General features: G+C 67.6%; 14 protein-coding genes. 9 read left to right on the top strand and 5 right to left on the bottom strand.

Annotated features, from left to right (window positions below):
* Positions 1–227 precede the first annotated feature (227 nt).
* Entirely contained in the window at positions 228–1,067 is an 840-nt protein-coding gene (locus DMX10_RS21980; protein WP_111263069.1) for an ATPase, read from the bottom strand.
* A 315-nt stretch (positions 1,068–1,382) separates the two neighbouring features.
* Here DMX10_RS21980 and DMX10_RS21975 point away from each other — a divergent pair, with 315 nt between their 5' ends.
* On the top strand, positions 1,383–1,643 hold the full coding sequence (locus DMX10_RS21975) for a hypothetical protein (protein WP_111263068.1): 261 nt from the start codon (positions 1,383–1,385) through the stop codon (positions 1,641–1,643).
* 6 nt (positions 1,644–1,649) lie between these two features.
* On the opposite strand, the gene DMX10_RS21970 is transcribed toward DMX10_RS21975, so the two are convergent.
* Complete coding sequence (locus tag DMX10_RS21970) at positions 1,650–2,639, bottom strand: NAD(P)-dependent oxidoreductase (protein WP_111263067.1); 990 nt, start codon at positions 2,637–2,639, stop codon at positions 1,650–1,652.
* A gap of 176 nt (positions 2,640–2,815) precedes the next feature.
* Between DMX10_RS21970 and DMX10_RS21965 the strand changes: the two genes are divergently transcribed.
* Complete coding sequence (locus tag DMX10_RS21965; RefSeq protein ID WP_111263066.1) at positions 2,816–3,874, top strand: trans-acting enoyl reductase family protein; 1,059 nt, start codon at positions 2,816–2,818, stop codon at positions 3,872–3,874.
* A 1-nt stretch (position 3,875) separates the two neighbouring features.
* On the opposite strand, the gene DMX10_RS21960 is transcribed toward DMX10_RS21965, so the two are convergent.
* Positions 3,876–4,772, bottom strand: a complete 897-nt coding sequence (locus DMX10_RS21960; protein ID WP_178082994.1) for a LysR family transcriptional regulator ArgP — start codon at positions 4,770–4,772, stop codon at positions 3,876–3,878.
* A 91-nt stretch (positions 4,773–4,863) separates the two neighbouring features.
* On the opposite strand from DMX10_RS21960, the gene DMX10_RS21955 reads away from it, so the two are divergent.
* The 4 genes from DMX10_RS21955 (at position 4,864) to DMX10_RS21940 (ending at position 9,116) form a co-directional block, all read left to right on the top strand.
* The gene (locus tag DMX10_RS21955; RefSeq protein WP_111263064.1) at positions 4,864–5,271 is read left to right on the top strand and encodes an ACT domain-containing protein; all 408 of its coding nucleotides are present in this window, start codon (positions 4,864–4,866) and stop codon (positions 5,269–5,271) included.
* Between the two features lie 3 nt (positions 5,272–5,274).
* Complete coding sequence (locus tag DMX10_RS21950; RefSeq protein ID WP_111263063.1) at positions 5,275–5,877, top strand: LysE/ArgO family amino acid transporter; 603 nt, start codon at positions 5,275–5,277, stop codon at positions 5,875–5,877.
* 205 nt (positions 5,878–6,082) lie between these two features.
* Entirely contained in the window at positions 6,083–6,664 is a 582-nt protein-coding gene (gene sodB / locus DMX10_RS21945) for a superoxide dismutase [Fe] (RefSeq protein ID WP_111263062.1), read from the top strand.
* Between the two features lie 385 nt (positions 6,665–7,049).
* Positions 7,050–9,116: a bifunctional diguanylate cyclase/phosphodiesterase gene (locus tag DMX10_RS21940; RefSeq protein ID WP_111263061.1), complete on the top strand. Its 2,067-nt coding sequence runs from the start codon at positions 7,050–7,052 to the stop codon at positions 9,114–9,116.
* Positions 9,117–9,294: 178 nt separating this feature from the next.
* On the opposite strand, the gene DMX10_RS21935 is transcribed toward DMX10_RS21940, so the two are convergent.
* Positions 9,295–10,206, bottom strand: a complete 912-nt coding sequence (locus DMX10_RS21935) for a GIDE domain-containing protein (protein ID WP_111263060.1) — start codon at positions 10,204–10,206, stop codon at positions 9,295–9,297.
* Positions 10,206–10,778 carry a LemA family protein gene (locus DMX10_RS21930; protein WP_111263059.1) on the bottom strand — a complete coding sequence of 191 codons (573 nt, stop codon included), beginning with the start codon at positions 10,776–10,778 and terminating at the stop codon, positions 10,206–10,208. The genes DMX10_RS21935 and DMX10_RS21930 overlap by 1 nt, the downstream gene beginning before the upstream one ends.
* A gap of 201 nt (positions 10,779–10,979) precedes the next feature.
* Here DMX10_RS21930 and DMX10_RS21925 point away from each other — a divergent pair, with 201 nt between their 5' ends.
* The 3 genes from DMX10_RS21925 (at position 10,980) to DMX10_RS21915 (ending at position 15,045) form a co-directional block, all read left to right on the top strand.
* Positions 10,980–12,317, top strand: coding sequence for an imelysin family protein (locus DMX10_RS21925; protein ID WP_111263058.1), 1,338 nt, complete (start codon positions 10,980–10,982; stop codon positions 12,315–12,317).
* 225 nt (positions 12,318–12,542) lie between these two features.
* Complete coding sequence (locus DMX10_RS21920; protein ID WP_111263057.1) at positions 12,543–13,970, top strand: di-heme oxidoredictase family protein; 1,428 nt, start codon at positions 12,543–12,545, stop codon at positions 13,968–13,970.
* A 10-nt stretch (positions 13,971–13,980) separates the two neighbouring features.
* Entirely contained in the window at positions 13,981–15,045 is a 1,065-nt protein-coding gene (locus tag DMX10_RS21915) for an imelysin family protein (RefSeq protein ID WP_111263056.1), read from the top strand.

Here is a 15,045-nt window from a genome sequence, read left to right as displayed (position 1 = left end):
TGTGGATAAGTGCGGGCAACGGAAGCGCCGCCGGCCAACACGCGGCCGTAGGATGGCGTAGAGCGCAGCGAAACCCATCACTATTGTGCCGGTGACAACGGAGCGCGATTGCATGCAGAACGGGCGAATGAATTCGCCCCAACAGGGTGCCCCCGGCAACATCGCGATCCGTCCGGGCATGAAAAAGCCCCGGTCCTTGCGGAGCGGGGCTTTTCATGGCGGCAGCGTCAGCGGGCGTTGATCTGCTGCTGCAGGTTCTGCACCTGGCTCTGCAGGGTGCTGATGTTGCGGGTCATCTGCGCGCGGAAGGCGTCGAACTCGGCGGTGTTGCCGCCCACGTTCTGGGCCGGTGCCGGGCGGTTGTCCAGTTCGCTGCGCAGCACCAGCAGGTCCTGTTCCAGGCTCTTGATCGCCTGGTTCGGGTTGCCCTGCTTCTTCAGCGCGTCGAGTTCAGCGGAGAGGGCCTTCAGGCGCTCGTCGACCCTGGACGAATCGCCCTGGGCGGCCTTGAGCTTGCCCTGCTCGTCCGCCAGGCCCTTGATGCGGCCGTCGAGCTGGCCGGCGGTGCCTTCCTGGGCCTTGAGGTCGGCGGCGATCTGGTCGACACGCTTGCCCTGGCCGCCGATCTGGGTGTTGAGGCTCTGCTGCTGCTTGACCAGTTCGGCGACCTTGGCCTGCAGCTGCTTGAGCTCGAGCTTCAGCGACTCGCTGCCGCTGGTGACGTTGGATTCGGTGGCGACCACCTTGCCGCTGATGTCCTGGATGCGACCGGCGGCTTCCTCGCTGATGCGGGCGAAGCTCTCCTGGGTGGCGACCAGTTGCTGCTCCATCAGCGAGATCTGCTGGAAGCTCCACCAGCCGAGGCCGCAGAAGGCGATCAGCAGCGCGCCGATCAACGCCCACAGCGGACCGGTGCTGGGCACCTTGACCGCCGCTGCATGGCCGTGGCCCGCATGGCCGGGCTGGGCATGGGCGGCGTGGCCAGGGTGGCCGTACACGTCGCGATCCCGGGAATCGGTGGTCAGGCTGGGAACATCGTCCAGTTCATCGAGAGCATCGTTACGCATGGTTGACCTTCGGAAGAGAGCGCTAAGGGCCGCGGCTGGCCACAAGTGCGCCAGTATACCGTTTCGCTCGGGCGGCATCAGCGTCGCGCCAAGCTGGTGCGATTTCGCACCGCCACGGGGCGACGCACGGTCGATCGACCCGCTGCAGGCCCCAGGGTTCCTGAATACGTGAACTGGTACGCACCTTGCTAATCACCCCATAGGGCGTCTTGGGGGCGCCTCAGCCTGGCGGGCCCGTGCAGTGGGGGCCCGACGCGCTCCGCCGGTCCGGGAAGAGACGGACGGAGCTCTCTTCTGATCATGGGGGGATTACGCGTGGAACTGACCAAAGCCGTACTGGACTGCATGCAAACCCTGCGTCGGCAGATTCGCGAGGAGCAGGCGCTGGACATCCGTCTCAGCCAGCCCGACGCCATCCAGTCGATGCTCAAGGCCTGCGCCGAGTCGCGACAGGACAGCATCATCAGCCTGGGCGAGCGGCTCAGCGAACTCACCGGCATCCGCGTGAAGAAGGAGCTGAGCGAGGAAGAGCTGATCCGCAAGTACACCCAGTACGCCGGCCCGCTGCGCGGCTGAGCCGCCTCAGGGCTGCCGGGCCTTCCACCAGGTGCAGAACTCGTCCAGCGCCGACCAGACGCTGGCCGTGGGGTCGTACTCCAGGTAGTGCTGCGCACGGCTGATGTCGAGGGAGAAATCCCGCGCCATCACCGCCACGCCGAGGCGGAACAGCGAAGGTTCCGGGCGCCCCGGCAGCAGCCTGCAGACCGTCTCGTTGAGGGTGGCCGCGCCATAGGCCAGGCCGAAGGGCATGTGCCGGGTCACCGGTGGCAGGTCGAGGCGGCGCAGCACGTAGTTGACCACGTCCCACAGCGGCATCGGCTGGCCGTTGCTGATGTTGTACACCTTGCCCAGTGCCGGCCCCGCCGCCAGCAGGCCGCTCAACAGCACCTCGTTGAGGTTGTGCACGCTGGTGAAGTCCACCTTGTTCAGGCCGTTGCCGATGATCGCCAGGCGACCCTTGCGCTGCATCTCGATCAGCCGCGGGAAGATGCTGGTGTCGCCGGCCCCGGTGACGAAGCGCGGGCGGAAGGCGATCACTTCCAGGCCGAACTCCTCGGCGGCGAACACCTTCTGCTCGGCCAGGTACTTGGTGGCGCCGTAGTGGTCGGAAAAGCGCTTGGGCACCTGCTCCTCGCGGATGCCGACGTGGGAGCGACCGTCGAAATAGATGGAGGGCGAGGACAGGTGCACCAGGCGCCGCACCTTCCGCTTCAGGCAGGCTTCGACCATGTTCTCGGTGACTTCGACGTTGGCCTGGTAGAAATGCGGGTAGCTGCCCCAGACCCCCACCGCGCCGGCGCAGTGCACCACGGCCTCGACGTCGTCGCAGAGGGCCAGCGCCAGTTCCGGGTCGGCCAGGTCGCCCTGGACGAATTCAGCGCCGCGCCGCACCAGGTGCTCCACCGCTTCGGGACGACGGCCATTGATCCGCACCGCCAGGCCCTGCTCCAGCGCGAAGCGGGCGAAGCGCCCGCCGATGAAGCCGCTCGCCCCCGTTACCAGAATCTTCATTGCTCATCCCCCGGTGTTCTCGTCATGCCTGCGACTCTAGCAGCGCGGGCCCGGCGGCGCCGTGGCGTCGCGAGCCAGCGGCCCGACCTTGAAAGCCAAGACGCCCATCCTAGGTCCGGCATCACGTGGCGAAGAGACGGCTAGTCTTGTCGACCACGTCAACGAGGAGATACGGCATGGGCGATTCAACCTGGATGATCTACGGCGCCAACGGCTACACCGGCCGGCTGGTAGCCGCCGAAGCGGTGCGCCAGGGACTGGCGCCCATACTGGCCGGGCGCAACGCGCAAGAGGTGGAGCGCATCGCCGCCGAGCTGTCGCTGCCCGCCCGCACCTTCGACCTGGCCGACCCGTTGGCCAGCCGTGCGGCGCTCGCCGGGGTCACGGTGGTGGCCCACTGCGCCGGCCCCTTCTCCGCCACCAGCGCGCCGATGATCGAGGCCTGCCTGGCCAGCGCCAGTCACTACGTCGACATCACCGGCGAGATCGCCGTGTTCGAGCAGGCCCGCGCCTATGACCTGCTGGCCAGGGAAGCGGCCCTGGTGATCTGCCCGGGCGTCGGCTTCGACGTCATTCCCACCGATTGCGTGGCGGCCTGCCTGAAGCAGGCGCTGCCGGATGCCAGCCACCTGGCGCTGGGCTTCGACACCGGCAGCGGCCTGTCGCCGGGCACCGCCAAGACCTCGGTGGAGGGGCTGCGCCTGGGCGGGCAGGTACGCCGGGATGGCGAGCGGGTCAGGGTGCCTCTGGGCTATCGCCAGCGACGCATCGACTTCGGCCGTGGCGAGAAGAATGCCGTGACCATCCCCTGGGGCGATGTGGCCACGGCCTATTACTCCACGGGCATCCCCAATATCGAGGTCTACCTGCCGGCACCTCCGGCGGCGGCCCTGGGCATGCGCCTGATCGACCCGCTGCGCGGCCTGCTGGGCGGCGCGGGGGCGCAGAAGTGGCTGAAGGGCCAGGTGGACAAGCGCGTGCGCGGCCCCGACCAGGCCACCCGTGAACGCCTGCGTACCTGGGTCTGGGGCGAGGTGCGCAACGCCGCCGGGGAAACCCGCACCGCGCACCTGGAAACCGCCAACGGCTACGAGGTCACCGTGCACGGCGTGCTGCTCGCCGTGCGCCACCTGCTCGCCTACAACGGGCCCGGGGGCTACCGCACGCCGTCGCTGCTGTTCGGCGAGCGCTGCGTGGAGCAGTTGCCGGGCAGCGGGCGCATCCGCATCGCCTGAATCAGGCCTGCACCAGCCAGCGGGCACCGGCGTGGGCCAGGTGCTCGGTGAGCTGGGCGAGCAGCTCGCCGCCATGGCGCCAGTGGTGCCAGTAAAGCGGCACGTCGATGGGGCGCCCGGGAATCAGCTCGCGCAGCTCCCCCCGTGCCAGCTGGCCTTCCACCTGGTGCTCGGGCACCAGCCCCCAGCCCAGGCCGCCTTCGGTGAGGCGCACGAAGCCCTCGGACGACGGGCAGAGGTGATGGGGGAAGCTGCCGACGACGCCCAGTGATTCCATGTAGCGGTGCTGGAGCAGGTCGTCGGGCCCATAGACGATGGAGGGCGATCGGGCCAGCGCCGCCGGGGTGACGCCCTCGGCGAAGTGCCGGGCGATGAAGGCCGGGCTGGCCAGAGCGCGGTAGCGCATGGCGCCCAGGGAAATGCTGCGCGCCCCTGCCACCGGCCGCTCGGCACCGCACACGCAACCCGCCACCTCGCCAGCACGCATGCGCTTGAGGCCGACGTCCTGGTCTTCCACCACCAGGTCCATCAGCACCTCGTGTCGCGAGCAGAAATCCGCCACCGCCCGCGCCCACCAGGTGGCCAGGGTGTCGGCGTTGATGGCGATGCGCAGGCGCTCGCGGGGGCCACCTTCGTCCAGGGCCGGCACCTGGGACTGCAGGTCGCGCTCCAGCAGGCGCACCTGCTGCACGTGGTTGAGAAGGCGGGTGCCGATCTCGGTCGAGGTGGGCGGCGTGGCGCGCACCAGCACCGGCTGGCCGACCCGCGCCTCCAGCAGCTTGATGCGCTGGGACACCGCCGACTGCGACAGGCCGAGTACCTGCGCCGCACGCTCGAAGCCGCCCTGCTCCACCACCGCCGCCAGGGCGGCAAGCAACTTGTAGTCGAACAAATCGATTTTCCTAATAGGGGATCAGCATGATTTGTTTTTCTTATACACGCCTCCTCCGCAGAATCGCCACATCTCCCCTTCGAACAGGACCCCCTCCATGGCCGGCGAAACCTCCCTCGCACTGCTGATCCGCAGCATGTCCCCGCATCTGAACGAGGGCGACTACGTGTTCTGCACCCTCACCGACACCCGCGCGCTGCAGGGCTGCGAGGCCGTCGGCAGCTTCCGCGAGCGCGAGGGACTGACCGTGATCCTGGCCCGCGAGGACGCCGATCGCCTGGGCCTGGCCTACGACTACGTAGCCGCCTGGATCACCCTGGAGGTGCATTCCTCCCTGGCCGCCGTCGGCCTGACCGCCGCCTTCGCCGGCGCCCTCGCCCAGGCCGGCGTCAGCTGCAACGTCATCGCCGGCTATTACCACGACCACCTCTTCGTCGCCCGCCGCGATGCCGAGCGTGCCCTCTCCACCCTGCGGGCGCTGGCCGCCAGCGCCGGGGAGGCCTGAGCCATGTGGCAGAGCTACGTCAACGGGATGCTGGTGGCGGCGGGGCTGATCATCGCCATCGGCGCGCAGAACGCCTTCGTCCTGGCCCAGAGCCTGCGCCGCGAGCACCACTTGCCGGTGGCCGCGCTCTGCGTGCTGTGCGATGCGGTGCTGGTCTGCGCCGGCGTCTTCGGCCTGGCCACGCTGCTGGCCCAGAACCCCACGCTGCTGGCCGTCGCGCGCTGGGGCGGCATCGCCTTCCTCAGTTGGTACGGCGCCAAGGCACTGCTCCGGGCGCTCAACCCGCAGACCCTGGACCAGGCGGCAAACGCCGGCCCGCGCTCACGCAAGGCGGTACTGCTGGCAGCCCTGGCGGTGACCCTGCTCAACCCCCACGTGTACCTGGACACGGTGCTGCTGATCGGCTCCCTGGGCGCCCAGCAGCCGGTGCCCGGTGCCTACGCCCTGGGCGCCGCCAGCGCCTCGCTGATCTGGTTCTTCGCCCTGGCCCTGGGCGCCGCCTGGCTGGCACCCTGGCTGGCCAGGCCGGCCACCTGGCGCCTGCTCGACTTCGGCGTGGCGCTGATGATGTTCGCCATGGCCGCACAATTGCTGAACGGTCTCTGAGCACGCCTTGTCGAACCCCTCAGGCACGATGCAAAGGCCCTGGCGCCGCGATTTCCACACGTTTGCTGCGTGGTTATGCCGCAGGGCCGATGCTATGATCCGGGCTTCGCGGCAAAAAAGAGTACAAACTCGCAGCCGCCTACCGGCCGCCCGTGAACGGCCCCGCGCCTCGCGCACAAATCCAGACCTGATGAAGGAGATAGACATGGCTTTCGAATTGCCGCCGCTGCCGTACGAGAAGAATGCCCTCGAGCCGCACATTTCCGCCGAGACCCTGGAATTCCACCACGACAAGCACCACAACACCTATGTCGTGAACCTGAACAACCTGGTTCCGGGCACCGAGTTCGAAGGCAAGAGCCTGGAAGAGATCGTCAAGACCTCGTCGGGCGGCATCTTCAACAACGCCGCCCAGGTGTGGAACCACACCTTCTACTGGAACTGCCTGAGCCCCAACGGCGGTGGCCAGCCCACCGGCGCCCTGGCTGACGCCATCAACGCCGCCTTCGGTTCCTTCGACAAGTTCAAGGAAGAGTTCAGCAAGACCTCCATCGGCACCTTCGGCTCCGGCTGGGGCTGGCTGGTGAAGAAGGCCGACGGCTCCCTGGCCCTGGCCAGCACCATCGGTGCCGGCTGCCCGCTGACCAGCGGCGACACCCCGCTGCTGACCTGCGACGTCTGGGAACACGCCTACTACATCGACTACCGCAACCTGCGTCCGAAGTACGTCGAGGCATTCTGGAACCTGGTCAACTGGGACTTCGTAGCCAAGAACTACGCTGCCTGAGACCCGCTCCAGCTTCACGAGAAGACCCGGCCCTGGTGCCGGGTCTTTTCATTTGCGCGCCCGGTGCGGACGCGCCCCGGTGCGAAGCTTGCAGGGCCATGGCGCTCGACGGCGCGCAGCCGGGCAAGCGGGCCTCGCCGTCCGCCGGATCGCCAAGGCATTCGCCCAGGCTGTGCCAGAATAAATCCGTCGAACGGCATTCAAGTAGGGAGGATGTGCACCGACACAGTGCGGGATGGGACAAGGTTCGTCCGCCCATGCGCCGGTAGAGGACCGGGCAAGGTGAAAATACCCGCATTTGCGTAATGGCCCTTTGACGGCTATCTCGTGTTTGCCAATACTCAAGCGGTCTGACGCCTACCGGCATCGAACAAGGAATCCCTACTTGAAGCTGGATCTCAAACACAGCTTGTCGCTGAAGTTGCTCCGCGTGGTGCTGATGTCCGCGCTGGTGGTCGGTGTGGTGCTGAGCTGCGCGCAGATTGTGTTCGACGTCTACAAGACACGGCAGGCGGTGGCCAACGACGCCCATCGCATCCTCGGCATGTTCCGCGATCCCTCGACCCAGGCCGTCTACAGCCTCGACCGGGAGATGGGCATGCAGGTCATCGAGGGCCTGTTCCAGCACGAGTCGGTCCGCTTCGCCGCCATCGGCCACCCCAACGAGCCGATGCTCGCCGAAAAATCGCGCCCGCTGATGGAGCTGCCGACGCGCTGGCTCACCGACGCGATCCTCGGCAAGGAACAGAACTTCACCACCCAGCTGGTGGGTCGCGGCCCTTACAGCGAGTACTACGGCGACCTCAACATCACCCTGGACACCGCGCCCTACGGCGAGGACTTCGTCATCAGCTCGGTGATCATCTTCATCTCCGGCGTGTTGCGCGCCCTGGCCATGGGCCTGGTGCTCTATTCGGTCTACCACTGGCTGCTGACCAAGCCGCTGTCGAAGATCATCGAGCACCTCACCAACATCAACCCGGACCGCCCCAGCGAACACAAGCTGCCCATGCTCAAGGGCAACGAGAAGAACGAACTGGGGCTGTGGATAAACACCGCCAACGAGCTGCTGGCCTCCATCGAGCGCAACACCCACCTGCGCCGGGAAGCGGAAAACAGCTTGCTGCGCATGGCCCAGTACGACTTCCTCACCGGCCTGCCCAACCGCCAGCAGCTGCAGCAGCAGCTGGACCAGATCCTCGATGATGCCGGCCGCCTGCAGCGCCGCGTCGCCGTGCTCTGCGTGGGGCTGGACGACTTCAAGGGCGTCAACGAGCAGTTCAGCTACCAGACCGGCGACCAGTTGCTGATCGCCCTCGCCGACCGCCTGCGCGGCCACAGCGGCCGGCTCGGCGCGCTGGCCCGCCTGGGCGGCGACCAGTTCGCCCTGGTCCAGGCCGATATCGAGCAACCCTATGAAGCAGCCGAACTGGCCCAGAGCGTGCTCGACGACCTCGAGGCGCCCTTCGCCCTGGAACAGCAGGAAGTGCGCCTGCGCGCCACCATCGGCATCACCCTGTTCCCGGAAGACGGCGACAGCACCGAGAAGCTGCTGCAGAAAGCCGAACAGACCATGACCCTGGCCAAGAGCCGCTCGCGCAACCGCTACCAGTTCTACATCGCCAGCGTCGACAGCGAGATGCGTCGCCGCCGCGAGCTGGAGAAGGACCTGCGCGAAGCCCTCAACCGCAACGAGCTGCACCTGGTCTACCAACCCCAGGTCGACTACCGCGACCACCGCGTGGTCGGCGTGGAGGCGCTGCTGCGCTGGCAGCACCCGCAGCATGGCTTCGTGCCGCCGGACCTGTTCATCCCCCTGGCCGAGCAGAACGGCTCCATCATCCCCATCGGCGAGTGGGTGCTCGACCAGGCCTGCCGCCAGTTGCGCGAATGGCACGACCAGGGCTTCAGCGAACTGCGCATGGCGATCAACCTCTCCACCGTGCAGTTGCACCACGCCGAGCTGCCGCGTGTGGTCAACAACCTGCTGCAGGTCTACCGCCTGCCGCCGCGCAGCCTGGAAGTGGAAGTCACCGAGACCGGCCTGATGGAGGACATCTCCACCGCCGCCCAGCACCTGCTGAGCCTGCGCCGCTCCGGCGCGCTGATCGCGATCGACGACTTCGGGACCGGCTACTCCTCGCTGAGCTACCTGAAGAGCCTGCCGCTGGACAAGATCAAGATCGACAAGAGCTTCGTCCAGGACGTGCTCGAGGACGAGGACGACGCCACCATCGTGCGTGCCATCATCCAGCTCGCCCGCAGCCTGGGCATGCAGGTGATCGCCGAAGGCGTGGAGACCCAGGAACAGGAGGCGTACATCATCTCCCAGGGTTGCAACGAGGGTCAGGGCTACCTGTACAGCAAGCCCCTGCCCGCCCGCGAACTCACCGGCTACCTCAAGCAGGCGCGCCGCCTGACCAACGCCGCCTCCAACCCCGCGACGCTCTGAATCCCGGCCATGAAAAAGCCCGCCTCGATGGCGGGCTTTTTCATGGCTGTCGCGCGAGTCCTTGCGGGTCCGTGAGCGCCCTTCCCGGGCTGAAGCCCGGGCTACTGAACGACAGGGCACGGTGCCCTAGGTTGGCGCCGAGCGCAGCGAGGCCCAACGTGCAGGCCCAGGCAGAGGCTCACATCAGCCCCGTCACCTGCAGCAGGTACACAGTGGCCACCGCGCCGATGATGCACACGACAGCCCCGCCCAGGGCCTGCCAGTAGAAGGAGCGTGCCAGCACGTCCTCGCCATGGCTGGAGAGCAGGAAGGGTCGCGACTCGCCCGGCTTGCGCAGGTGGTTGACCGCCGGCGCGGCGCTGGTGGAACGGTGGCGGTCCTCGGCTTCCAGCTGGGCGGCAAGGCGTACGCGGTTCCACTCGGCCTCGTCCAGCTGGCCGTCGCCGTTGCTGTCGAAACGCTTCAGCAGCCCGGTGAAGTCGCTCTTCCATTCACGGATCACCGCGCCCTGCGCCGCCGTGCCATCGAAGCCCTGATGGCCGGCACCGGCGGTATGGAAATCGCCGATGGCGTAGAGCGGGCCGCCGACGTGCAGACGTTCCTCGGTGTAGCGGTACTCACCGCCCCCCAGCAACATGCCAAAGAAGCCGGCGTGCGCCGCTCCGTTGCGAGGGTGGCGCTGGTTGCCCTTCCACACCTCGCGGGTGGACGGGCGCACTTCGGCGCCGCGTGGGTCGATCAGGCAATCGCCGGTGCCATCGCCCAGCTGCAGCCACTGGTCGCTGGTGCCGCTCTCGATCACCCGCCAGCTCTTGTTCTTGCCGCTCTCCTGGTACTCCTCGATACGGAAGCGCCACCACAGGCAGGGCTTGCCGGTGAGCGGCGCCTGCAGCTGGCCGAGGGTGGATTCCTGGAGGACGCCATAGAGCTCGACATAGCCCTGGGCGGCGGAGCGGATCTTCGAGGTCGGCGTATCCAGCAGGAACCGCGCCTCGGACAGGCGCTTGAGGCACCACCAGCCGCCGCCGAAGAAGGCGCCGAGGCTGAAGGCCAGGCTCATCGCGAGCCCGGCGGCATCGCCACTGACCATCAGTTGAACAGCGACTTGAGGTCGACGTCGGCTTTCTCGGCCTCGCTGAACACCAGCAGCTCGGCGGGCTTGAAGCCGAACATGCGAGCCAGCAGCACGTCGGGGAACTGCTCGATGCGCACGTTATTGAGGTTCACCGCCTCGTTGTACAGCTCACGGCGGTCGGCGATGCCGTTCTCCAGCCCGCTGATGCGCTGCTGGAGGAACTGGAAGCTCTCGTTAGCCTTGAGCTGCGGGTAGTTCTCCGCCAGGGCGAAGAGTTGGCCGAGGCCCGCGCGCAGGCCGCTTTCGGCCTGGCCCAGGGCGCCGACGTCGCCACGCTCGCGGGCGCTGGCCACGGCGTTGCGGGCGGCGATGACGTTCTCCAGGGTGGTGCGCTCGTGCTGCATGTACTGCTTGCAGGTCTCCACCAGCTTGGGCAGCTCGTCGTGGCGCTGCTTGAGCAGCACCTCGATGTTCGACCAGGCCTTGGTCACCCCGTGCTTGAGGCGCACCAGGGCGTTGTAGAGCGTCACCGCGTAAGCGGCGACCAGCAGGGCAGCGACGATCAGGGCAACACTGGTCAGGGACATGCGGGCGGCTCCTTGGCTTCGATGGAACGTGACTGCTGGCATTCTAACGTCAGCCCGGCTGGCGCATAGAGACGGCGGGCACATCCCGCATCCAGGGGACGGTGCATCGGGCCTTTTCAAAAATGCAAATCTTTCGCATTATGTCGCGGTTTCTCGGGCGCAATTGCGCCACGTCCCCCACAACACGCAAAGGAATTCGCCATGAGTCGTATGCCCCTGGCTACTGCCAGCCTGCTTGCCATCGCCATCACCCTCGCCGGTTGCGGCGACGACAAGGACAAGGCCGCAGCACCGCAAGCCGCCGCTCCCGCAGCCGCCAGCAGCACCCCAGCCGCGACCGTAGCGAAAGTCGACGAAGCCGCCGCCAAGGCCGTGGTCAAGCACTACGCCGACCTGGCCCTGGCCGTCTTCAGCGACGCCCACAGCACCGCCGTCGACCTGCAGAAAGCCGTCGACGCCTTCATCGCCAAGCCCGGCGACGACACCCTGAAAGCCGCCCGTGAAGCCTGGCTGGCCGCCCGCACCCCGTACATGCAGAGCGAAGTCTTCCGCTTCGGCAACGCCGTCGTCGACGACTGGGAAGGCGGCCTCAACGCCTGGCCGCTGGACGAAGGCCTGATCGACTACGTCGCCAAGGACTACCAGCACGCGCTGGGCAACCCGGGCGCCACCGCCAACATCATCGCCAACAAGGAAATCCAGGTCGGCGAAGACAAGATCGACGTCACCGAGATCACCGGCGAGAAACTCTCCAGCCTGAACGAACTGGGCGGCTCCGAAGCCAACGTCGCCACCGGCTACCACGCCATCGAATTCCTCCTCTGGGGCCAGGACCTCAACGGCACCGGCCCGGGCGCCGGCAACCGCCCGGCCACCGACTACGCCCAGGGCAAGGACTGCACCGGCGGCAACTGCGACCGCCGCGCCGCCTACCTGAAGGCCGCCACCGACCTGCTGGTCAGCGACCTGGAATACATGGTCGGCCAGTGGAAAGCCGGCGTCGCCGACAACTACCGCGCCAAGCTGGAAGCCGAGCCTGCCGAGTCCGGCCTGCGCAAGATGCTCTTCGGCATGGGCAGCCTGTCCCTGGGCGAACTGGCCGGCGAGCGCATGAAGGTCGCCCTGGAAGCCAACTCGCCCGAGGACGAGCACGACTGCTTCAGCGACAACACCCACAATTCGCACTTCTACAACGGCAAGGGCATCCGCAACGTGTACCTGGGCGAGTACAAGAAGGTCGACGGCACCACCCTGACCGGCCCGAGCCTGTCCTCCCTGGTGGCCAAGATCGACGCTGCGACCGACGCCACCCTGAAGGCCGACCTGGAAGCCACCGAAGCCAAGCTGCAGGTGCTGGTGGACAGCGCCGACAAGGGCGTGCACTTCGACCAGCTGATCGCCCCGGACAACGCCGAAGGCAACCAGATCGTCCGTGACGCCATCGCCGCCCTGGTCAAGCAGACCGGTGCCATCGAGCAGGCCGCCGGCAAGCTGGGCATCAGCGACCTGAAACCGGACAACGCCGACCACGAGTTCTGATCGACTCGTCCACGCGTCCCGTAAAGCGGATGCGGCCCATCGCCGCATCCGCTTTTTTCATGCCCGGAAATCCGTCTCTCGTCTCGCTGCAAGGCACGTCACACCTGGGTTCCACCCGCCCCGCAGCTGCCAGCCGGACCCGCTATCACAAACGCAAATCCCTCTTATTTAATAGCCGTTCGCCTGCTAACATTGCCCGCCTGTTTTCCCCAGCCGGACCCGCCAATGCCCGTATCGTCGGCCCTCCGCCACCTGTCGCCGCTGTTGCTGGCCGTTGCCCTGGCCGGTTGCGACAAGCCTCCCCGCTTCACCCAGGCCGAACCCGGCGAGCAGCTTTCAGGCGGTGCCGCGACCATCAACCTGCATGACCGCAACGCCTTCTCCCAGGCCTCCGGCAACCTCACGCCGAGCCGTCGGCTGGACTTCAACGTCGGCAACAGCTTCTTCCGCAACCCCTGGGTGATCGCCCCCTCCTCCACCACTGCGAGGGATGGCCTGGGCCCGCTGTTCAACACCAACGCCTGCCAGAATTGCCACGTGAAGGACGGCCGCGGTCATCCGCCGGGCGTTCGCGGTGACAACGCCGTGTCGATGCTGGTGCGCCTGTCCATCCCCGCCGAAGCCAAGGCCGAGCACCAGCAGATGCTGGAGCGCCTGGGCGTGGTGCCCGAGCCGGTGTACGGCGGCCAGCTGCAGGACGTCGCCATCCCCGGCGTCGCGCCGGAAGGCAAGGTGCGCATGCGCTACGAAACCGTCCCGGTGACCCTCGCCGACGGCACCCGCGTGGAACTGCAGAAACCGATCCTGGACATCACCCAGCTCGGCTACGGCCCCATGCACCCGCAGACGATGTTCTCCGCGCGGGTCGCCCCGCCGATGATCGGCCTGGGCCTGCTGGAGGCCATTCCCGAGGAGGCCATCCTGGCCAATGCCGGCCCGTCCGAGGCCAAGGGCCCTGGCATCGTCGGCCGCCCCAACCGGGTCTGGGACGACGCCGCCGGCAAGACCGTGCTCGGCCGCTTCGGCTGGAAGGCCGGCCAGCCCAGCCTCAACCAGCAGAACGCCCACGCCTTCTCCGGCGACATGGGCCTGACCACCAGCCTGTTGCCCCACGACGACTGCACGCCCGCCCAGGTGGACTGCCTGAATGCCGTGAACGGCGGCGAGCCCGAGGTCAGCGACAACATCCTGCGCCTGGTGCTGTTCTACAGCCGCAACCTCGCCGTGCCCTCGCGGCGCGGGGTCAACGACCCGCAGGTGCTGGACGGCAAGGGCCTGTTCCACCAGGCCGGCTGCCAGGGCTGCCACACCCCGAGCTTCACCACCGGCAGCGATGCCGCCGAGCCGGAGCTGGCCAACCAGGTGATCCGCCCCTACAGCGACCTGCTGCTGCACGACATGGGCGAGGGGCTGGCCGACGGCCGCCCCGAGTTCCAGGCCAGCGGCCGCGACTGGCGCACCGCGCCCCTCTGGGGCATCGGCCTGACCCAGGCGGTCAACGGCCACACCCGTTTCCTCCACGATGGGCGCGCCCGCAACCTGCTCGAGGCCATCCTCTGGCACGGCGGCGAGGCCGAGGCGGCGAAACAGACCGTCATGCGCTATGACGCTGGACAGCGAGCCGCGCTGCTGGCATTCCTGAATTCCCTTTAAGGAGCCCTGCATGTTCAGACCCAAACTGCTCTTCACCAGCCTCGCCGCCCTGGCCCTGGGCGCCTGCGCCCCGCAGGACCCGCAGGCCCAGGCCACCGCCGCGCTGGCCAAGCAGGTGATCCTGCCCACCTACAGCCGCTGGGTGGAAGCCGACCGCGCCCTGGCCGCCAGCGCGCTGGCGTTCTGTTCCGGGAAGCAAGACCTGGCCAAGGCCCGTGCCGACTTCCTCGCGGCGCAGAAGGCCTGGGCCGAGCTGCAACCGCTGATGGTCGGCCCCCTGGCCGAGGGCAACCGCGCCTGGCAGGTGCAGTTCTGGCCGGACAAGAAGAATCTGGTGGGTCGCCAGGTCGAGCAACTGGTCAAGGCCAAGCCCGACATCGACGCCGCCGGCCTGGCCAAGTCCAGCGTCGTGGTCCAGGGCCTCTCCGCCTACGAATACATCCTCTTCGACAGCAACCTGGACCTCGCCGACCCGGAGCAGAAGGCGCGCTACTGCCCGCTGCTGGAAGCCATCGGCCAGCGCCAGCAGAGCCTCGCCGAGGAGATCCTCGCCTCCTGGAACAGCAAGGACGGCATGCTCGAGCAACTGAGCAAGTTCCCCAACCCGCGCTACGCCGACTCCCACGAAGCGATCTCCGAGCTGCTGCGTGTCCAGGTCACCGCCCTGGACACCCTGAAGAAGAAGCTCGGCACGCCCATGGGCCGCCAGACCAAGAGCCAGCCGCAGCCCTACCAGGCCGATGGCTGGCGCAGCGACACCTCCCTGGCCAGCCTGGGCGCCAGCCTGCTCAGCGCCGAGCAGCTGTGGAACGGTGCCGACGGCAAGGGCATCCGCAGCCTGCTGGGTGACGACCAGAAGGCCCTGGCCGACAAGATCGACGGCGCCTACGCCGACGCCCGCGCCAAGCTGGAGGCCCTGCAGCCACCGCTGAGCACGCTGCTGCAGAGCGAGGAAGGCCTCAAGCAACTGAACGGCTTCTACGACAGCCTCGACGTGGTGCACCGCCTGCACTCCAACGAGCTGGCCCGCGTCCTCAACGTGCAACTGGGCTTCAACGCCAACGATGGTGACTGA

It is taken from the genome of Pseudomonas sp. 57B-090624 (assembly GCF_003234055.1).
GTDB lineage: Bacteria > Pseudomonadota > Gammaproteobacteria > Pseudomonadales > Pseudomonadaceae > Metapseudomonas > Metapseudomonas tohonis.
Note: the sequence above shows the minus strand (reverse complement) of the source record. Positions and strands in the feature narration are given on the sequence as shown.

What these genes read in the sequence shown, in the direction of transcription:
- DMX10_RS21950 (WP_111263063.1), top strand. Translation starts at nt 5,275, where the DNA reads ATGTGGCAGAGCTACGTCAACGGGATGCTGGTGGCGGCGGGGCTGATC.
- DMX10_RS21920 (WP_111263057.1), top strand. Translation starts at nt 12,543, where the DNA reads ATGCCCGTATCGTCGGCCCTCCGCCACCTGTCGCCGCTGTTGCTGGCC.
- DMX10_RS21935 (WP_111263060.1), bottom strand. Translation starts at nt 10,206, where the DNA reads ATGGTCAGTGGCGATGCCGCCGGGCTCGCGATGAGCCTGGCCTTCAGC.
- DMX10_RS21930 (WP_111263059.1), bottom strand. Translation starts at nt 10,778, where the DNA reads ATGTCCCTGACCAGTGTTGCCCTGATCGTCGCTGCCCTGCTGGTCGCC.
- DMX10_RS21915 (WP_111263056.1), top strand. Translation starts at nt 13,981, where the DNA reads ATGTTCAGACCCAAACTGCTCTTCACCAGCCTCGCCGCCCTGGCCCTG.
- DMX10_RS21955 (WP_111263064.1), top strand. Translation starts at nt 4,864, where the DNA reads ATGGCCGGCGAAACCTCCCTCGCACTGCTGATCCGCAGCATGTCCCCG.
- sodB (WP_111263062.1), top strand. Translation starts at nt 6,083, where the DNA reads ATGGCTTTCGAATTGCCGCCGCTGCCGTACGAGAAGAATGCCCTCGAG.
- DMX10_RS21970 (WP_111263067.1), bottom strand. Translation starts at nt 2,639, where the DNA reads ATGAAGATTCTGGTAACGGGGGCGAGCGGCTTCATCGGCGGGCGCTTC.
- DMX10_RS21925 (WP_111263058.1), top strand. Translation starts at nt 10,980, where the DNA reads ATGAGTCGTATGCCCCTGGCTACTGCCAGCCTGCTTGCCATCGCCATC.
- DMX10_RS21965 (WP_111263066.1), top strand. Translation starts at nt 2,816, where the DNA reads ATGGGCGATTCAACCTGGATGATCTACGGCGCCAACGGCTACACCGGC.
- DMX10_RS21980 (WP_111263069.1), bottom strand. Translation starts at nt 1,067, where the DNA reads ATGCGTAACGATGCTCTCGATGAACTGGACGATGTTCCCAGCCTGACC.